The following is a 16252-nucleotide window of genomic DNA, read 5'->3' on the forward strand; positions in this document are numbered from 1 at the left end:
ACACCGAGAATTTCCCGTTATAGACACACAATTTAATTACGTTGACCATCTTGCCAATCATCTCGAAATGGTGGGAATATCGTCGCTGGAACGGATGGCGAAAACCTGAGTGCGAAAAAATATTGCGCATGATCGGCTCAACCATCTATTGGTAGCGGCGGGGGAATCCGCTACCAAACGTGCAATTTAAAGTTTCACGGTCGCGACTACCCCTTAAGCGGCTGAACCAGAAGAAATAATCAGGGAACCAGCCAGAACAAACGAGAGGACTAAAAATGCGCGTATTGAAGCGTATAGCCGCTGCAGCATCAGTTGCGGCACTGGCGATCACGATTGGCAGCATGACTGCTGGCGTTGCAAATGCGGAAGAACCACTCAAGCTCAAGATCGGCACCGAAGGCGCCTATCCTCCCTTCAATTTCATCAAGCCGGACGGCACCCTCTCAGGCTTTGACGTCGATATCGCCAAGGCACTCTGCGATGAAATGAAGGCACAGTGCGAATTCGTCACCCAGGAATGGGACGGCGCTATTCCTGCACTTCAGGCAGGCAAGTTCGATGCTTTCATCGCCTCCATGTCCATCACGGATGAGCGCAAGAAGCAGGTCGACTTCTCCAACAAGTATTACAACACACCTCCCGGCATCGCCGCTCCGAAGGACACCGACATCAAGGGCGTGACCAAGGAAGATCTCGCTGGCAAGACCATCGGCGTTCAGGTTTCCACCACGCACGCCAACTACTCGGAAAAGACCTTTACCGACAGCACGATCAAGGCTTATCCGACCGCCGAAGAATACCGTCTCGATCTCGCCAACGGTCGTCTCGACGCCGTCAACGACGACAGCGTGACGCTGGCCGAATGGCTGAAGACGCCGGATGGCGCCTGCTGCAAGATGGTCGGCACTTTCCCACCGGTTATCGAAATCCATGGCCCCGGCGCTGGCGTTGCTTTCAAGAAGGGCCGTCCGGAACTGGTTGAAAAGTTCAACGCAGCCATCAAGGCGATCCGCGCGAACGGCAAGTACAAGGAAGTCAACGACAAGTACTTTGACTTCGATGCCTATGGTGCCGAAAATTAATCAGCGCTGACACATATGCGCCGGTTTGCTTTCCGCAAATCGGCGCAAAACATTTTGTACGGGCTGCCGCACACACCTCGCTGCGCAAGACCTTGCAGGCGATAAGAACTGGGCGAATGCCTTTAGGAAAAAAAGAATAGGCGCATGGAACATTACGCCACTTTGTTGAGTTTCGGTCCCGATGGTTGGGGCGCAAGTATTGCTTGGGGGCTTCTGGTAACTGTCTCGCTGGCTCTGGCGACGCTTCCAGTCGGTCTTGCTTTGGGGTTTCTGGTAGCCATCGGCAAACAATCCAGCGAACCATCGATACGGCTGGCATCAAACATCTACACCACAATCTTTCGCGGACTGCCTGAGCTTCTCACGCTCTTCCTTGTTTATTTCGGTGCCTCGCTTGGTCTGCAGCGGCTTTTGAGCATGTTCGGCATCGAGGCCAATGTCGAAATCAATGCGTTCGGCGCTGGCATGGTAGCACTGGGCTTCGTCTTCTCGTCCTATTCGAGCGAAGTCTTCCTTTCGGCGTTCCGGGCGATCCCGCGCGGGCAATATGAAGGCGGTTATGCAGTTGGACTGTCGCATTGGCAGACCATGCGCAAGGTGATCCTGCCGCAGCTCATCCGCATCGCGTTGCCCGGCCTTGCCAATCTATGGCTGGTGCTGCTCAAGGACACATCGCTGGTTTCAGTTATCACCCTGTCCGATATCCTGCGGCAGACCTCCATTGCGGCACGCGTGACCAAAGAACCGTTTCTGTTCTTCGGCATAGCTTGCCTGCTCTATCTGGTTCTCGCAATCATCTCCTCCTACTTCATCGACCGCATTGCCCGATGGGCCGATGCAGGCTCCAATCGTTCGCGAGGTGCATGATATGAGCCAAACTGTTTCCAACACTGCAGGAGACGTAATGGCTCCGCCACCGGTGGTGAAGCAATGGACGGGCATGCGCATTGCCGGCCACATCATCGTCGCACTCTGGTTTCTTCTCTTCGCAGGCCTTGCGATCTATCTTTACAATGCGTGGCGTATCGATCTGTTCGAAACCTATGGCCCACGCTACTGGTCCGGGCTTCTGATAACGCTGAAACTGGTCGCTGTATCGATCGTCATAGGTGCCCTGCTCTCACTGCCGATTACGGCCGCACGCATGTCCAGCAACCGGTGGCTGCGCGGACTTGCCTTCGGTTACGTCTATTTCTTCCGTGGCACACCGCTGCTGGCGCAGACATTCCTTATTTATTACGGTTTCGGAACATTCCGTCCTTTCCTTGAAAGCATCGGGCTCTGGGTCTTTTTCCGTGATGCATGGAATTGTGCCATTCTGGCCTTTTCGCTCAACACGGCAGCTTATCAGGCTGAAATTCTGCGCGGCGCTATTCAGAGCGTGGCACTGGGCCAGTGGGAGGGTGCTGCGGCGCTTGGCATTTCGAAGCGCGTGACATTCTGGAAGGTCATTCTTCCGCAGGCGCTTATCGTGGCATTGCGGCCTTACGGCAATGAAATCATCCTGATGATCAAGGGCTCGGCCATCGTCGCTATCATCACAGTGCTTGATTTGATGGGTGAAACACGCCGCGCCTATTCACGGACATTCGATTTCCAGACTTATCTTTGGGCAGCGGTCATCTATCTGCTGATCGTCGAATGTTTGAGACACATTTGGGATTTCCTCGAACGACGCCTTACCCGGCATCTCGTTCGCTAGACATTGCCAGATTGACATAAACCGAAATATCGCCCCCGGCAGCCTTGCGGCTGCCGGGGGCGATCTGCTTAGAATACATTTTCCAACTGCAATGCAACAGGTTGAGTCATGCTGAAAATCTGGGGTCGTATCAATTCCACGAATGTGAAGAAAGCGCTCTGGACAGCGCGGGAACTTAATCTCGAATACGAACAGATAAACATCGGTGGCCAGTTCGGTGGGTTGAAAGATCCGGTTTACCTTGCCCGCAATCCGAACGGACTAATCCCATTGCTGGAAGACGGTGACACCGTGCTTTGGGAATCCAACACCATCACGCGCTATCTCGCCGCGGCTTACGGTAAAGGCACGCTGTGGATAGAAGACCCAGCCAAACGCGCTCAGGCCGAAAAGTGGATGGATTGGGCCTCTGCGTCCTTCTACGTCAATTTTAGCGACGTCATGAAGCACTTGATCCGACTGCCGGAAGCAGAACGGGATCCAGCCATTTTGGAACGAGGCCTGAATGGCCTTGCGCAGTCGATGCAGATCGCCAATGAGGGTCTCAAGGATTCACCCTGGTTCTCGGGCGACAATTTCGGTATCGGCGACATTCCCGTCGGCTGTTATGCTTATGCATGGTTCGAGTTTCCAATCGCGCGCTCCTCTCTTCCTCATCTTGAAGACTGGTATGACCGTCTCAAGCAGCGCCCGGCCTATAAAGCAGCCGTTATGACGCCCCTCACCTGATTCATTACAGCTATTCAGAGGAATAAACGAATGACGACACCCGCTAAAGTCGCCTTTCTGGGCTTAGGCGTCATGGGTTACCCCATGGCAGGTCACCTCAAGAACAAAGGTGGGCACGACGTTACGGTTTATAACCGTACAACCGCAAAAGCCGAGAAGTGGGCCAAGGAGTTCGGCGGCAGCTTCGCGGCGACACCCGCCGAAGCTGTACGCGATGCGGATTTTGTTTTCGCCTGTGTCGGCAATGATGACGATCTTCGCTCCGTGACCATCGGCCATGACGGCGCCTTCTCAACCATGAAGAAGGATGCAATTTTCATCGACAATACGACGGCGTCCGCCGAGGTGGCCCGTGAACTGGACGCCGAAGCGCAAAAGCGCGGTTTTCATTTCATCGATGCGCCAGTCTCCGGTGGACAGGCAGGGGCCGAGAACGGGGTGCTAACCGTCATGGTCGGTGCATCTGAAGCCATTTTTGAGCGCGCCCAACCGGTTATCGATGCTTATGCGCGCATGGTTGGTCTTATGGGACCAGTCGGCTCCGGTCAGCTTGCGAAGATGGTCAATCAGATCTGCATCGCAGGTCTTGTTCAAGGGCTGGCGGAAGGCATCCATTTCGGCAAGAAAGCCGGTCTCGATATCGAAAAGCTGATCTCGGTGATCTCGAAGGGTGCCGCCGGTTCCTGGCAGATGGAAAACCGGACCGGAACCATGAACCAGGGCAAATATGATTTCGGCTTTGCCGTTGACTGGATGCGCAAGGATCTTGGCATCTGCCTGGAGGAAGCTGACCGTAATGGCGCGCTTCTGCCTGTCACGGCGCTCGTGGATCAGTTCTACAAGGAAGTGCAGAAGATCGGTGGCAACCGCTGGGACACGTCTTCATTGCTTGCGCGACTTGAACAGTCCTGAGACAAGCAGTTTCCGACAAAAAAGCCCGGCAGTGCCGGGCTTTTTCATGTCCCATGCATCAAGCTTAGAACTTAACTTTTGCCGTGAGCGACAGACCCCCAACAAAGTCGTTACCGAATTCGCCCTTGGAACCGGTCAGGCTCGGCTTACCGCCGACAACGGTATCATCGAGTTCACCGGAGGACAGCCAACCAGCCGCACCTGCCAGACGAACTTCAAACTGTTCGTTTGGCTTATAGTTGGTGCCTAGACCAAACAGCCAAACATCGGTCTGCGACGTCAGGCCCGTGCTGGTGCCGCGATCCCACGTTACAGTACCTGCTACCGACCATTGTTCGTTGAGCTTGTGGCCGACGCCGCCGCTAACCGTCCAGCCATCCTGATAATACAGATTCAAACTGGTGATCGTCCTGCCCTTAGGAGCAACATTGCTGTCAGATGCGTTGAAATCCACGTGAGTTATGGATGACCAATCAGTCCACTTGACCGAGCCGAAAGCAAGCCAATCGGGAGCGATACCAGTCTGGAACTTGAATTCAACCGACTGTGGTGTCGCGACATCGCTTTCAACATTGATCGGGACTGCACGTCCGCCGATAATCGCCAGATTATCAATGGTGCCTTCAAGATTGTACTTAACCTTGGACTGATAAACGAGCGTCGCGCGCATCGCATATTCAGGGATTTCGTAGGCAGCCCCGAGACGCCAGCCCACAGCCTCGTCCTCTACATCCATCGATGCGATGCGAAACTGGCCGGGGAACGGGAAATTCGTCGGATTGTTTCTTGGGTCGATGCCCGGAATCATGCGGGTCTGTTCGCCCCGGAGTTCCTGATAGCTGACACCGCCAAGAATGCGGAAGTAGCTTTTTTCGCCAGCCGCAAAACGGTACGAGCAATTCACGCCGTAATCCTGCGAGGAAATCTTCTGTTCGATTGCCGTAAACATGCGAACCGTATCGACACCGACGTCGGTATGAATACCCCAAGGCTGCCGATACTGCGCCGCACAGGCAAAATCATCGGTCAAATCGAATTTTGCAGATGCTTTCGGGACCCAATAGCTCTTGGCTTCATCAACCTCAGTCTCGTATGGCTTTCGGGTGATGGGGTTTATTCCACCTGACATCGCACCAATAGGCGAACCATGAATATTCTTCAGCTTACGCTGGGGGGCTACATAAGTGCCGGTCGTATCAACAACGTTGCCTTTTTCGAAAAGAATATCGAAATCCTGCGAGCTACGCTCGAAGCCACCTGCATTGGCGGCAACCGCGCTCCCGAGGAGAGCTGCGATCATTCCTGCCATTTTCACGCGCTGTACACTCATAAATGTCCTCCCACAGAGCATCAGTATTAACGTTGACGAAAACGTAAATCAGGAAGGATTCGGGCTGCAAGACCCACTAACTTGGATTAGCACTGTCAGATTTTCGACGCATTCGTCGAAAATGGCTAAAACATCAAGCACCTCACCATTTAATGAGAAGAATTCAACCAAGCGCATGACGAAACATGCCTAATTTGGCCTATTTTCAGCCCATTTTTCGCCTTGTTGCGAAAGCGCAACATTGCAGAAAAACAATCGAAATTGGAGTTCGATCAAGCGTTCCAGCCGTTGAAGCACTCCGAAGTTCTATCATTGTGTATAAAAAACACCCGGCCGTGAAATGCACATGGCCGGGTGTTTGATTCGGAGGTAGGATGCTTTTTGACGTTAGGTCAAATCAGCCTGCATCACGTATGCGTGACTCGGCAGTTGCGACACGCTGCGCCGCTTCTTTCAGCTCGATCAGTCGTTCACGCTCTGCTTCAACGACGTCTTCACGCGCATTTGCAACGAATTTCTCGTTGGAAAGCTTCTTCTCGATACGATCCATTTCAGCGGCAATCTTGCCTGCTTCCTTGGCGAGGCGTGCGGATTCAGCCTTAAGGTCAATCAGATTGCCAAGCGGAATGCAGATCGTCGCCTCACCGAGCAGCATCTGCGCCGAGCCTTTAGGAGCCTGCGCTTCGAACGAGACGCTTTCCACGCGGGCAAGGCGCTTGATGGCTGCGTCATGTCGGGCAAACCGCTCAACGCTTGTCGCATTGGCGTCCAGAACAACGACCGGGGCAATAGCGCCGGCTGGAACGTTCATTTCTGCGCGCACCGAACGAATGCCGGTCACGAGATCAACGAGCCAGTTGATGTCGGCTGCGGCTTCCTCGTCCTCGAAGGACAATTCCGGCCAGGCAGCAAGTGCCAGCACCGTGTCGCGCTTCTGCCCCTCGGCTGCTGTCAAAGTCCAGAGCTCTTCCGTCATAAAAGGCATGAAAGGATGCAGGAGCTTGTAGATCTGATCCAGACAATAGGCTGCGGTGGCCTGAGCCTCTGTTTTAGCGGCTTCATCGTCACCCATGAAGATCGGCTTCAGCAGTTCCAGATACCAATCGCAGAACTGGTTCCATACAAAGCGATAGGCAGCACCTGCGGCTTCATTGAAGCGGTAGGTGTCGATACCTTCCGTCACGGCGCGCGTTGCCTTTGTCAGCTCAGTCAGAATCCAGCGATTGACGGCAAGTTTGGCATTTTCAGGCTGGAATCCGGCATCCAGCTTCACGCCGTTCATCTGGGCAAAACGCGTGGCATTCCAAAGCTTGGTGCCAAAATTACGATAGCCAGCAATGCGTGCCGGATCGAGCTTAACGTCACGGCCCTGAGCGGCCATGATGGCAAGGGTGAACCGCAATGCGTCGGCGCCATACTCATCCATCAGCTCCAGCGGATCGATGACATTGCCTTTCGACTTCGACATCTTGGCGCCGTGCTTGTCGCGAACCAGAGCATGCAGATAGACCGTATGGAACGGGATTTCCTCCATGAAATGGAGGCCCATCATCATCATGCGGGCGACCCAGAAGAACAGAATATCGAAACCCGTAACCAGAACGCTGGTTGGATAATAGGTGGCGAGTTCCGGCGTCTTGTCCGGCCAGCCGAGAGTCGAGAACGGCCACAGTGCCGACGAGAACCATGTATCGAGAACGTCGGTGTCGCGTTCAAGCGTGACATCTTCACCATAGTGAGCGCGTGCGACGGCTTTCGCTTCTTCTTCGCTTTTTTCGACAAAATACTGGCCGTCCGGACCGTACCAGGCCGGTATCTGGTGCCCCCACCAGAGCTGGCGTGAAACCGCCCATGGCTGAATGTTTTCCATCCAGTCGAAATAGGTCTTTTCCCAGTTTGCCGGGACGATTTTCGTCTTGCCTTCGCGTACTGCCGCCATTGCCGGTTTGGCCAGTTCGCCAGCATTCACATACCATTGATCTGTCAGATATGGTTCAATCGGAACGCCGCCACGGTCGCCATGGGGGACCGCGTGCGCGTGATCCTCGATCTTTTCCAGATAGCCGCGTTCGTCCATCAGTTCGACGATGCGCTTGCGCGCTGCGAAGCGGTCTTGTCCTTCGAGTTCGTGGATAAGCGCCTTCAATTCCGGCGTCAGTTGCAGCCCTTCGAGGAAATCGACGTTGTCTTTGATCGTTATCGATGCGTTAGTCGTCAGAATGTTGATAGCGCGTAGCTCATTCCGCTTTCCGACCTCGAAATCGTTGAAGTCGTGCGCAGGCGTGATCTTGACGGCGCCGGATCCGGCTTCCGGGTCAGCATAATCGTCGGCAACGATTGGAATGTGGCGACCGACAAGCGGCAGCACGACATCGTTGCCAACCAGAGCATGATAGCGCTCATCCTTCGGATTGACTGCTACACCGGTATCGCCCAGCATGGTTTCCGGACGCGTCGTCGCAACGACGATATAGGTATGCGGGTTTTCCGGATCGAAAGGAACGTTCTCAAGCGGATAACGGAAATGCCAGAGATGGCCTTTCGTTTCACGCGATTCGACTTCGATGTCCGATATCGCCGTCAGCAGCTTTGGATCCCAGTTGACCAGACGCTTGTCGCGATAAATGAGTCCCTGCTTGTAGAGCGAGACAAACACTTCCAGAACCGCGCGCGACAGCCCCTCGTCCATAGTGAATCGCTCACGCGACCAGTCGCACGAAGCACCAAGACGGCGCAACTGGTTGGAAATCATGCCGCCGGATTCGGCCTTCCACTGCCAGACCCGTTCGATGAACTTCTCACGGCCCATGGCATGACGGTTCGGCTCCTGCCGTTCCATCAACTGGCGTTCGACAACCATCTGCGTAGCAATGCCCGCATGGTCCATGCCCGGCTGCCACAGCACGTTCTTGCCACGCATGCGCTCGAAGCGAACCATGATGTCCTGAATCGTGTTGTTGAGGGCGTGGCCCATATGCAGCGATCCGGTAACGTTCGGCGGTGGAATAACCACTGCGAACGGATCGGCCCCCGGCTTAGCGCCCGCACCCGCCTTGAATGCGCCCGCTTCTTCCCAGCGTTCAGCAATTTTCGGCTCTATCGCCGCGGCGTCATAGGTCTTCTCAAGCATGGAATTATCCGGTCTTTATGCGCGATGAATGGATTGAAGGCTCAATAGCAACTAACAGGCGACAAATCACTTTAAAAGTGACAGCGCCACCATTGGTCATTTTAAAAGTGAAAACCCGCCTGCTGAACAGACGGGTAAAATTTCAATAAAACACCTGATGCGGGTTATCGGTCGCCACGCACGACGCGCTCGATCTCTTCCCGAACAAGCCGCTCGACGAGCGTTGGCAGATTATTATCCAGCCAGTCCTGCAGCATCGGGCGTAACAATTCCGCAGCGATATCGTCGAACGAGCGACGCGGTTCGGCTCGAACGGCGTGGTTCAAGTCCTGAAATGCCGAAGCCACCTGACGTTCGGCGACCTGCGACAGCATGTGGGCAATAGGCTGTGTCCTTGCTAAGGATTCTGCGACCGGCGCTGCAACCTCTGACTGAACCGGAATCTCCTGCTCGGCAAGGGCGGATTTCTGCTCTATTTCCGCATCACGTTCAGGTGCGAGCGAGGCATCGATAGCCTCGGCAATTTCATCTTCAACCGCCAGATCGTCTTCTTCCAGAGATATATCGATATCGGCGGGTTGCTCCAACGACGACGTAGCCGCGGATTGGGAGCGATCATCGTTTTGAGCGTTGAGGACAATTTCGTCCTCGTCGTCGGCTTCGCCTTCAAGTTCGGGCTCTGCCTGCGACGGTTCGACAATCGGACCGCGCAATGTCGGCTCGTCCTGAAACACATTGCGCATCATTGCGGGTTTTTCCGGCTGCACGACAGGTTGTTCCGGAACCGGGCGACGGAACTCCGCAACCTCTCCACGAACTGGAGATGCCGCCGCCGGAGGCGCAGGCTGGCGGGTGACATCGCTATCTTCAATGATCCTGCGGATGGACGCGAGAATTTCTTCCATCGACGGTTCACGTGTTGCGCTGGATGTCTGTGCCATGGCTACTATCCGCTTTCCTGTATTGCGACATTGTCTGCAAAAGACAGAGAATCAATGGATTAAGGGTAGCGGACGATCCCCCATTTGAGAATCCCCGGCCAAGGCACGATGGCTCAAACTCACAGCTTTATGGATTTATTAAGAATTGACAGGTCTGCGAAGTTCCGAATCGACGGCAAAATAAAAGGCACCCGAAGGTGCCTTTTTAATTACCGTTTAGCTTTCAGAAGATCAGCGACCGTCCGGCGTGCGCAGACCGAACCACTTGTCCTTGACAGCCTTATAGTGTTCTTCCGGCTTGTACTCGGCAACCTGCAAGCCCATCTGGCTGGCGGTCATACGGCCAGTCGCATTCAGAAGAGCATAGCTGGCAACAATCACATTACGCTCGGATTCGACCAGAGCGATCTGTGCGGTAATCAGATCGTTCTGCGCATTCAAAACGTCGAGTGTCGTGCGCTGACCGACTTTGCGCTCTTCGATGACGCCATCGAGAGCAAGCTGCGCGGCGGAGATGCCGTCACGGTTTGCCTTGACCGACGCGCGAGCCGCTTCAAGCTGCGACCACGCCGAGCCGATAGCCTGACGAACCTGATCGCGAACAACATCGACTTCGATGCGCGCCTGGCCGAGTTGTTCCTTGGACTGGCGAACCTGAGCCGAATTACGACCACCGGTATAGATCGGAATGCTGACACCAACGCCGATCGACGCCGAGTTACCATCGGTCTGCGAACCACCTTCACCGGAATAAGTATCGAGACGGCTGGCACTTGCCGTAAGGCCAACGGACGGAAGCAAAGCACCTTCTCTGGCCTTCACGTTATATCCAGCAGCGTTGACAGCATATTGCGTCGCGAGAATGCCAGGGTGCCCAGCCGTCGCAATGTTGAAGGCCTGATTTGGCGAGCTTGGCAGGTTCTTGGCAGCAGCAGCCGTTGCAAGCTTGTCCGGCTGAACGCCGACAACCTGCACATAAGTTGCTTCCGCAGATTTGACGTCTGCACGGGCTGAATTCAGCGCAGCCACAGCGGTCGAACGGCTTGCATCTGCCTGCGCAACGTCTGTGCGCGTACCTTCACCAACATCAAGGCGAGCGCGAGCAGCACGAACCTGTTCGTTCAGGGCTGCAAGGTTACGTTCACGCAGGACCGCAATCTGGCGAAACTGATAAACATCCATGTAAGCGGTCACCGCCTCATAGAGTCTGTTTTGCTCTTCGTTGCGGAGATTTTCGCGCTGGGCGAAGACCTGTGTTTCTGCTGCAGCGACATTGTTCTTGGTTTGAAACCCATCGAACAGCATCTGGTTCAGCTCAATGCCGAACGTGCCTGTCGTACGATATCCCCGACTTGAAGGTGTCTTGCCATGCCCTACGTTATAAGAACCGGTAATCTGCGGGCGATAACCGGACTTGGCGATTGCAACACCTTCGTCCGTAACACGGACCCCTGCGCGGGAATAATTCAGGTTAGCATTGTTCTTGTAGGCTTTCACGAGAGCGCCGGTTAACGTCTCCGAGAACGCCGCCTGCCCCGTTAAGATGGTGCCAGACAACAATGCTGCGGCCGCTACCAGTCCTTTGCACGTTTTGAACACCGGGTACCTCATTTTAAGAACAAACGAATCCAACTATCGAACCGATCGGTTCGGGCAAAAACCTAATAACCTCTAAATTCGGTTATTTCTATTGCCCCCGCCAGAGCTTGCACAAACAAATTCCGCAGCGTTGCAGAATTGTATCATCCGCTAAAATTAAAACTCGAACTGTGGAATGCGCTCGAATCCCGGTAGCGGACGAACAGCAGTGTTGAACACACCGCGTCCCGATGCAACACCATTTTCCTTAACGTAGATCCGCGCAACTCCGGCGTTCCCGCGACCTTCAACGACGACGAGGCGTCCGCCGTCCTTAAGCTGGCTGAGAAGTGCGTCCGGAACGAAATCGACAGCGCCTTCGATGACGATCACATCGTAAGGGGCTTCTGATGGATAACCTGCCTGCAGTTCACCCGAAACGATCACAACATTGTCATAGCCCAATTCGGCGAGACGGGCGGTGGCAGCGGCGGACAATACGGAATCATTTTCCAGACCGATAACCGAGCCGGACAGCTTGGAGAGAATAGCAGCAGAATATCCAGTGCCACAGCCGACATCGAGAACCACGTCGGTCTCCTTGATCCGGGCGAGCTGCACGAGCTTCGCGAAAGGCGACGGCTCCATAAGATAACGAGGCTGCTTGCCTTCGCTTTCAAGAAGCTGGTCTTCATCGATATAGGCAAGAACCTGACGGGCGGCGGGAACGAAAGCCTCGCGCGGGACGGTCAGGAAAGCATCGATAACCGCCAGATCGGTTACGTCCGTCGTACGGATCTGATTGTCGACCATCTTCGTGCGAAGTTCCTGGAAATCGGCTGCCATAGCCCTAAACCCTTCCTTGTCGCGGAATGCGATGTTTCATGCCATCAGCGCCTGTCAGCTAAGATTGATCCGCGTCTTCCTGATGAGCGGTTCAAATCCGTTTCTCGCTGCCAGAGCACCATAAACGAGATTTGCCGTTGATGTGGCAAAAATCGCGGGTCCAGTCAATGAAACACAGCGTTTGCGGCATTTATGCTCACTGATACCCGCATTGATAACCGGTTCGGGATACAAGAAAGCCGGAAAGCCCACGGCTTCCCGGCATCTTGACGCGTATTCAAAAAAACGCATCCCGAAACCGCTTCACACTTTCGGGATGCGCTCTAGCTTTTGTGGCACATTGATACAAGCGTCTCTGAAATCACATTTGCGAAATCAGATTACTGGGCGTTCGTTGCCGGATATCCGGCTGCAGCCAATGCGGAAAGCACAGCGTCCTGTGGAACAGTGCCCCCGAACTCCACCTCTTTCCTGTCGAGATCGATTTCGATTGGTGCCGTTGCATCGAGTTTACGCAGCGCGACGGTAATGTTATCGGCACAACCACCGCATTTCATCTTGGGAACGGAAAACTTCATCAATTTGGTCACTCCTTTTGGGTGTGGCGCTAAGATGGAGCTTCCCATCGTGGTAAGGTCAAGGACTATTTTTCAATCGCCTCCTAGGGCGCTTCACACGTCTCCGGCACACTCTTTTCCAGTTCCAGCGGCGACTTGGTCAAAGACCCCGTCATGATCTGCATCGGCTTGAACGGTGGTTCTTCCTGCATGCCCGGATTTGTGAGATGAATCGTGTAGCAGCCTGTAAAGACGACTTTCTTTCCATCCGTCGTCTCAGCTTCGATAGCCAGGGGCTGACTCCAGTAGATCTGGCCTGCCCCCGGATCGGGATCGGTCTTCCGCAGCGCGACCTTCACGCTCTTGGTAGTCTCATAGCCCTTTACGAAGGTCTTGAAATCCGGTTCTCGTCCCTCCTCGGAATAATAGCCGTAGGCCCTGGTATATTCCTTGCGATTGATCGCATTGTAATACGACTCAATCAGCGCCTGCGGTGTGGAACGATCATCGCGATAGTCCGGGACCGTCACACCTCCGGCGGCATCCTGGGTCTGCTCGGAAGGCTTGGTTTCTTCTACAGGCTCGGAAGCATTATCATGCTTCTCCTGAACGTTTCTGGGAGTCTCTTCGGGCGCAGCCTTCTGTGGGTTTTGCGCCATGGCACTTCCGACTGAAAGGCCCGCCACCCCCGTGCTCAGAAGGCCGATTACAGCAGCCAGCATGAGAGGTTTCATCCGGTCATTCGACATTCGCTTCTCCTCTTCCTAGCAAACTTTTTGCGGAGCGCGTCACGCGCGTTCCCAATTTGGTGTATTGCAGTAATGATGTTACAACACTAACTATAGTGAAAACGTGGCAATCGCAGAGGAAACTCAGCCTGTTGCGACAAGAATGGACGATTCTCCGTCCATATGCCAGCACGATACCGGAAGAGAAAAATGGGCCGTTTCGCAGTCATGACGCTAACTGATAAAGCAGCTGATCGCGTTCGCGAGATTATCGCATCGCGGGATGGCGCTCTTGGTATCCGGGTGGGTGTGAAAAAAGGCGGCTGTGCCGGAATGGAATATACCATTGATCTCGTCACAGAGGCCAAAGCCGGTGACGATGTGATCGAGAAGGACGGTGCCCATGTTTTCATCGCACCGGAAGCGGTTCTTTTCCTGCTTGGAACCCAGATGGATTTCGAAGTGACGACGCTACGGACGGGTTTTGTCTTTAACAATCCCAACCAGACATCGGCTTGCGGTTGTGGCGAATCCGTCGAAATCCAGGCTGCCTCTCCTGAAAGCCTTCGCGATATGCAAGGCGCAGCCTAGAGCATCTCCTGTTTTACGCGCATCTTGTTCGGAAAACCGTTTCACATTTCGGGATGCGCCCCAGAAAAGGTTCTTCGCCAATGGATGACGAATCTCTTCGTGATCTCTTGCAGGACTTTGGCCCTATCAGTATCCGGCGCATGTTCGGCGGTAAGGGTATTTATCACCAAGGTCTGATTTTTGCGCTCGTCGTCCGTGACGAACTGCTTTTCAAGGCTGACGAAATAACCATTCCGGAATTTCTCGACGCTGGTGCAAACCAATGGACCTATGAAGGTCGCAAAGGTGGGGATCCAATCGCCATGCCTTATTGGAGCGTGCCGAGCGAGGCTTTCGATGACCCGGAAGTGATGACGCGCTGGGCACGGCTTGCCTACGATGCCGCTTTGCGCAGCGAGAAAACCGGGTCCAAAAAGAAATCGGCTGTAAAGCGCTAGCCTGCAGCCGACGGTTCATTTCAGTACTTCTTCCGTTAGACCCCGGTCGGAATCAGCATAAAGGCCGGAATATCGTTACCGAAGCCAACAGGTGTCGGACCGTCATCGTCACGATCACGACGGCGCTTCTGTTCGTGCTGAGGCCTGCCGCGGCGCTCGTCATTCGAAGCGCGGATCGAATCACGGCGATCACTGGCTTCGATCACCGGCTGCGGCTGTTCGGCAGGATCGATAGTTTCGACAGGCTTGGCATGAGCCTTGTCTTTCGACTTTTCCTTGCCCTTGGCATCCTTGCCTTTGCCACGAGCATTTCTGCCCTTGCGCGGCTCATCCGCCTCGTCGGAGGCTGGCAGCGTCGACAGATCGCCGTCCTGCCATTCAATCTTTTCGCCAATCATGCTTTCGATAGCAGCCAGATATTTTGCATCCGAAGGCGTTACGATGGTGAAAGCCTTGCCGGAGCGTCCCGCGCGACCGGTACGGCCGATGCGGTGAACGTAGTCTTCCGAATGGATCGGAACATCAAAATTGAAAACGTGACTCACATCTGGAATGTCGAGACCGCGTGCAGCGACATCGGATGCCACAAGCAAGCGCAGTTTGCCGTCCTTGAAGTTCGCAAGCATAGTCATGCGAGCACGCTGATCCATATCGCCATGCAAAGCGCCAGCGTCGAACTCATGACGGGTCAGCGAGCGAAACAGTTCGGACACATCCTTCTTGCGATTGCAGAAGATGATCGCGTTCTTGAGCGTATCGCCTTCCGCGCGAATGAGATCGCGCAGAACCGCACGCTTGTCCCAGTCCTTCTTGCTGGATTTGACCAGACGCTGGGTCACGGTTTTGGCTGTGGACGACGCTTTCGCAACTTCGATGCGCGTTGGCGAATGCAGGAACTGCTCGGTCAGCTTGGTGATTTCCGGCGGCATGGTGGCCGAGAAAAACAGGGTCTGACGTGTAAACGGAATGAGCTTGCAGATGCGTTCGATATCCGGGATGAAACCCATGTCGAGCATACGGTCTGCCTCGTCGATGACGAGAATTTCAACACCGGTGAGGAGCAGCTTTCCGCGTTCGAAATGATCGAGCATACGACCAGGCGTCGCGATGAGGACATCGGCGCCGCGTTCCAGCTTGCGTTCCTGTTCGTCAAACGAAACGCCGCCAATCAGAAGCGCCACGTTCAGCCGATGATTGACACCGTACTTGGTGAAATTTTCCTCGACCTGCGCTGCGAGTTCGCGGGTCGGTTCCAGGATGAGCGTACGTGGCATGCGCGCCCGCGCCCGGCCCTTTTCCAGAAGCGTGAGCATCGGAAGCACGAAAGACGCGGTCTTTCCGGTGCCCGTCTGCGCGATACCGAGAACGTCCTTGCGTTCAAGTGCCGGAGGAATAGCTCCCGCCTGAATGGGGGTGGGCGCAGTATATCCCGCCGCTTCTACAGCAGCGAGCACTTTCGGGGAAAGACCGAGTTCGGCAAATGTCGTCAATGGAGGCGCAGCTCTCTGGTTTGGAAATGATTTCCACCCATCCTGTCATTGCAGCCGCGTCATCGGGCGCAGGAACCAAGGCAGAATAAGGCGTCTGCAACGCAATATGCGTTTTCTTGCAGCATCGCGTACGTCCACAGCGTGCAAAAGTCAACTAAAATACCATCGAAAGATATCAAATTGCTTCGATTGTGCTGCA

General features: G+C 54.6%; 15 protein-coding genes. 7 read left to right on the forward strand and 8 right to left on the reverse strand.

All coding sequences use genetic code 11. The features are described 5' to 3' along the window. Window positions 1–275: 275 nt before the first annotated feature. The 5 genes from ACYSN1_RS01590 (at window position 276) to ACYSN1_RS01610 (ending at window position 4425) form a co-directional block, all read left to right on the forward strand. Entirely contained in the window at window positions 276–1082 is an 807-nt protein-coding gene (locus ACYSN1_RS01590; RefSeq protein WP_061346369.1) for an ABC transporter substrate-binding protein, read from the forward strand. Between the two features lie 144 nt (window positions 1083–1226). Further along, entirely contained in the window at window positions 1227–1949 is a 723-nt protein-coding gene (locus ACYSN1_RS01595; RefSeq protein ID WP_140019520.1) for an ABC transporter permease, read from the forward strand. 1 nt (window position 1950) lies between these two features. Further along, on the forward strand, window positions 1951–2784 hold the full coding sequence (locus tag ACYSN1_RS01600; protein WP_461724130.1) for an ABC transporter permease: 834 nt from the start codon (window positions 1951–1953) through the stop codon (window positions 2782–2784). A 108-nt stretch (window positions 2785–2892) separates the two neighbouring features. After that, a complete protein-coding gene (locus tag ACYSN1_RS01605; protein ID WP_461724131.1) occupies window positions 2893–3513 on the forward strand; it encodes a glutathione S-transferase family protein in 621 nt (206 codons plus the stop codon). 30 nt (window positions 3514–3543) lie between these two features. After that, a complete protein-coding gene (locus ACYSN1_RS01610; protein ID WP_461724132.1) occupies window positions 3544–4425 on the forward strand; it encodes an NAD(P)-dependent oxidoreductase in 882 nt (293 codons plus the stop codon). 64 nt (window positions 4426–4489) lie between these two features. Here the strand turns inward: ACYSN1_RS01610 and ACYSN1_RS01615 are convergent, their stop codons facing one another. From ACYSN1_RS01615 to ACYSN1_RS01645, 7 genes are all read right to left on the reverse strand, one after another. Then, on the reverse strand, window positions 4490–5776 hold the full coding sequence (locus ACYSN1_RS01615; RefSeq protein ID WP_461724133.1) for an OmpP1/FadL family transporter: 1287 nt from the start codon (window positions 5774–5776) through the stop codon (window positions 4490–4492). A gap of 376 nt (window positions 5777–6152) precedes the next feature. Next, entirely contained in the window at window positions 6153–8885 is a 2733-nt protein-coding gene (locus ACYSN1_RS01620; protein WP_461724134.1) for a valine--tRNA ligase, read from the reverse strand. A 164-nt stretch (window positions 8886–9049) separates the two neighbouring features. Then, window positions 9050–9826 carry a PopZ family protein gene (locus ACYSN1_RS01625; RefSeq protein WP_461724135.1) on the reverse strand — a complete coding sequence of 259 codons (777 nt, stop codon included), beginning with the start codon at window positions 9824–9826 and terminating at the stop codon, window positions 9050–9052. Window positions 9827–10057: 231 nt separating this feature from the next. Next, window positions 10058–11437, reverse strand: a complete 1380-nt coding sequence (locus tag ACYSN1_RS01630) for a TolC family outer membrane protein (RefSeq protein WP_461724136.1) — start codon at window positions 11435–11437, stop codon at window positions 10058–10060. Between the two features lie 144 nt (window positions 11438–11581). Further along, a complete protein-coding gene (locus ACYSN1_RS01635; RefSeq protein WP_461724137.1) occupies window positions 11582–12250 on the reverse strand; it encodes a protein-L-isoaspartate O-methyltransferase family protein in 669 nt (222 codons plus the stop codon). Between the two features lie 380 nt (window positions 12251–12630). Then, complete coding sequence (locus ACYSN1_RS01640) at window positions 12631–12831, reverse strand: heavy-metal-associated domain-containing protein (protein WP_140019528.1); 201 nt, start codon at window positions 12829–12831, stop codon at window positions 12631–12633. Window positions 12832–12911: 80 nt separating this feature from the next. Further along, window positions 12912–13556 carry a Cif family virulence factor gene (locus tag ACYSN1_RS01645; protein WP_461724138.1) on the reverse strand — a complete coding sequence of 215 codons (645 nt, stop codon included), beginning with the start codon at window positions 13554–13556 and terminating at the stop codon, window positions 12912–12914. Window positions 13557–13745: 189 nt separating this feature from the next. On the opposite strand from ACYSN1_RS01645, the gene sufA reads away from it, so the two are divergent. Together sufA and ACYSN1_RS01655 are read left to right on the forward strand one after the other, a co-directional pair. Next, window positions 13746–14126: a Fe-S cluster assembly scaffold SufA gene (gene sufA / locus ACYSN1_RS01650; RefSeq protein WP_461724139.1), complete on the forward strand. Its 381-nt coding sequence runs from the start codon at window positions 13746–13748 to the stop codon at window positions 14124–14126. 80 nt (window positions 14127–14206) lie between these two features. After that, a complete protein-coding gene (locus tag ACYSN1_RS01655; protein WP_461724140.1) occupies window positions 14207–14563 on the forward strand; it encodes a TfoX/Sxy family protein in 357 nt (118 codons plus the stop codon). Between the two features lie 35 nt (window positions 14564–14598). On the opposite strand, the gene ACYSN1_RS01660 is transcribed toward ACYSN1_RS01655, so the two are convergent. Further along, window positions 14599–16053 (reverse strand): DEAD/DEAH box helicase, encoded by a 1455-nt coding sequence (locus tag ACYSN1_RS01660; protein ID WP_461724141.1) that lies wholly within the window; start codon window positions 16051–16053, stop codon window positions 14599–14601. Between the last annotated feature and the right edge of the window lie 199 nt (window positions 16054–16252).

This window comes from Brucella sp. LJL56, from assembly GCF_054871705.1.

Bases quoted from the DNA above. Each gene is read 5' to 3' on its own strand.
- ACYSN1_RS01590 (WP_061346369.1), top strand. From the start codon at position 276: ATGCGCGTATTGAAGCGTATAGCCGCTGCAGCATCAGTTGCGGCACTG.
- ACYSN1_RS01595 (WP_140019520.1), top strand. From the start codon at position 1,227: ATGGAACATTACGCCACTTTGTTGAGTTTCGGTCCCGATGGTTGGGGC.
- ACYSN1_RS01600 (WP_461724130.1), top strand. From the start codon at position 1,951: ATGAGCCAAACTGTTTCCAACACTGCAGGAGACGTAATGGCTCCGCCA.
- ACYSN1_RS01605 (WP_461724131.1), top strand. From the start codon at position 2,893: ATGCTGAAAATCTGGGGTCGTATCAATTCCACGAATGTGAAGAAAGCG.
- ACYSN1_RS01610 (WP_461724132.1), top strand. From the start codon at position 3,544: ATGACGACACCCGCTAAAGTCGCCTTTCTGGGCTTAGGCGTCATGGGT.
- ACYSN1_RS01615 (WP_461724133.1), bottom strand. From the start codon at position 5,776: ATGCTCTGTGGGAGGACATTTATGAGTGTACAGCGCGTGAAAATGGCA.
- ACYSN1_RS01620 (WP_461724134.1), bottom strand. From the start codon at position 8,885: ATGCTTGAGAAGACCTATGACGCCGCGGCGATAGAGCCGAAAATTGCT.
- ACYSN1_RS01625 (WP_461724135.1), bottom strand. From the start codon at position 9,826: ATGGCACAGACATCCAGCGCAACACGTGAACCGTCGATGGAAGAAATT.
- ACYSN1_RS01630 (WP_461724136.1), bottom strand. From the start codon at position 11,437: ATGAGGTACCCGGTGTTCAAAACGTGCAAAGGACTGGTAGCGGCCGCA.
- ACYSN1_RS01635 (WP_461724137.1), bottom strand. From the start codon at position 12,250: ATGGCAGCCGATTTCCAGGAACTTCGCACGAAGATGGTCGACAATCAG.
- ACYSN1_RS01645 (WP_461724138.1), bottom strand. From the start codon at position 13,556: ATGTCGAATGACCGGATGAAACCTCTCATGCTGGCTGCTGTAATCGGC.
- sufA (WP_461724139.1), top strand. From the start codon at position 13,746: ATGGGCCGTTTCGCAGTCATGACGCTAACTGATAAAGCAGCTGATCGC.
- ACYSN1_RS01655 (WP_461724140.1), top strand. From the start codon at position 14,207: ATGGATGACGAATCTCTTCGTGATCTCTTGCAGGACTTTGGCCCTATC.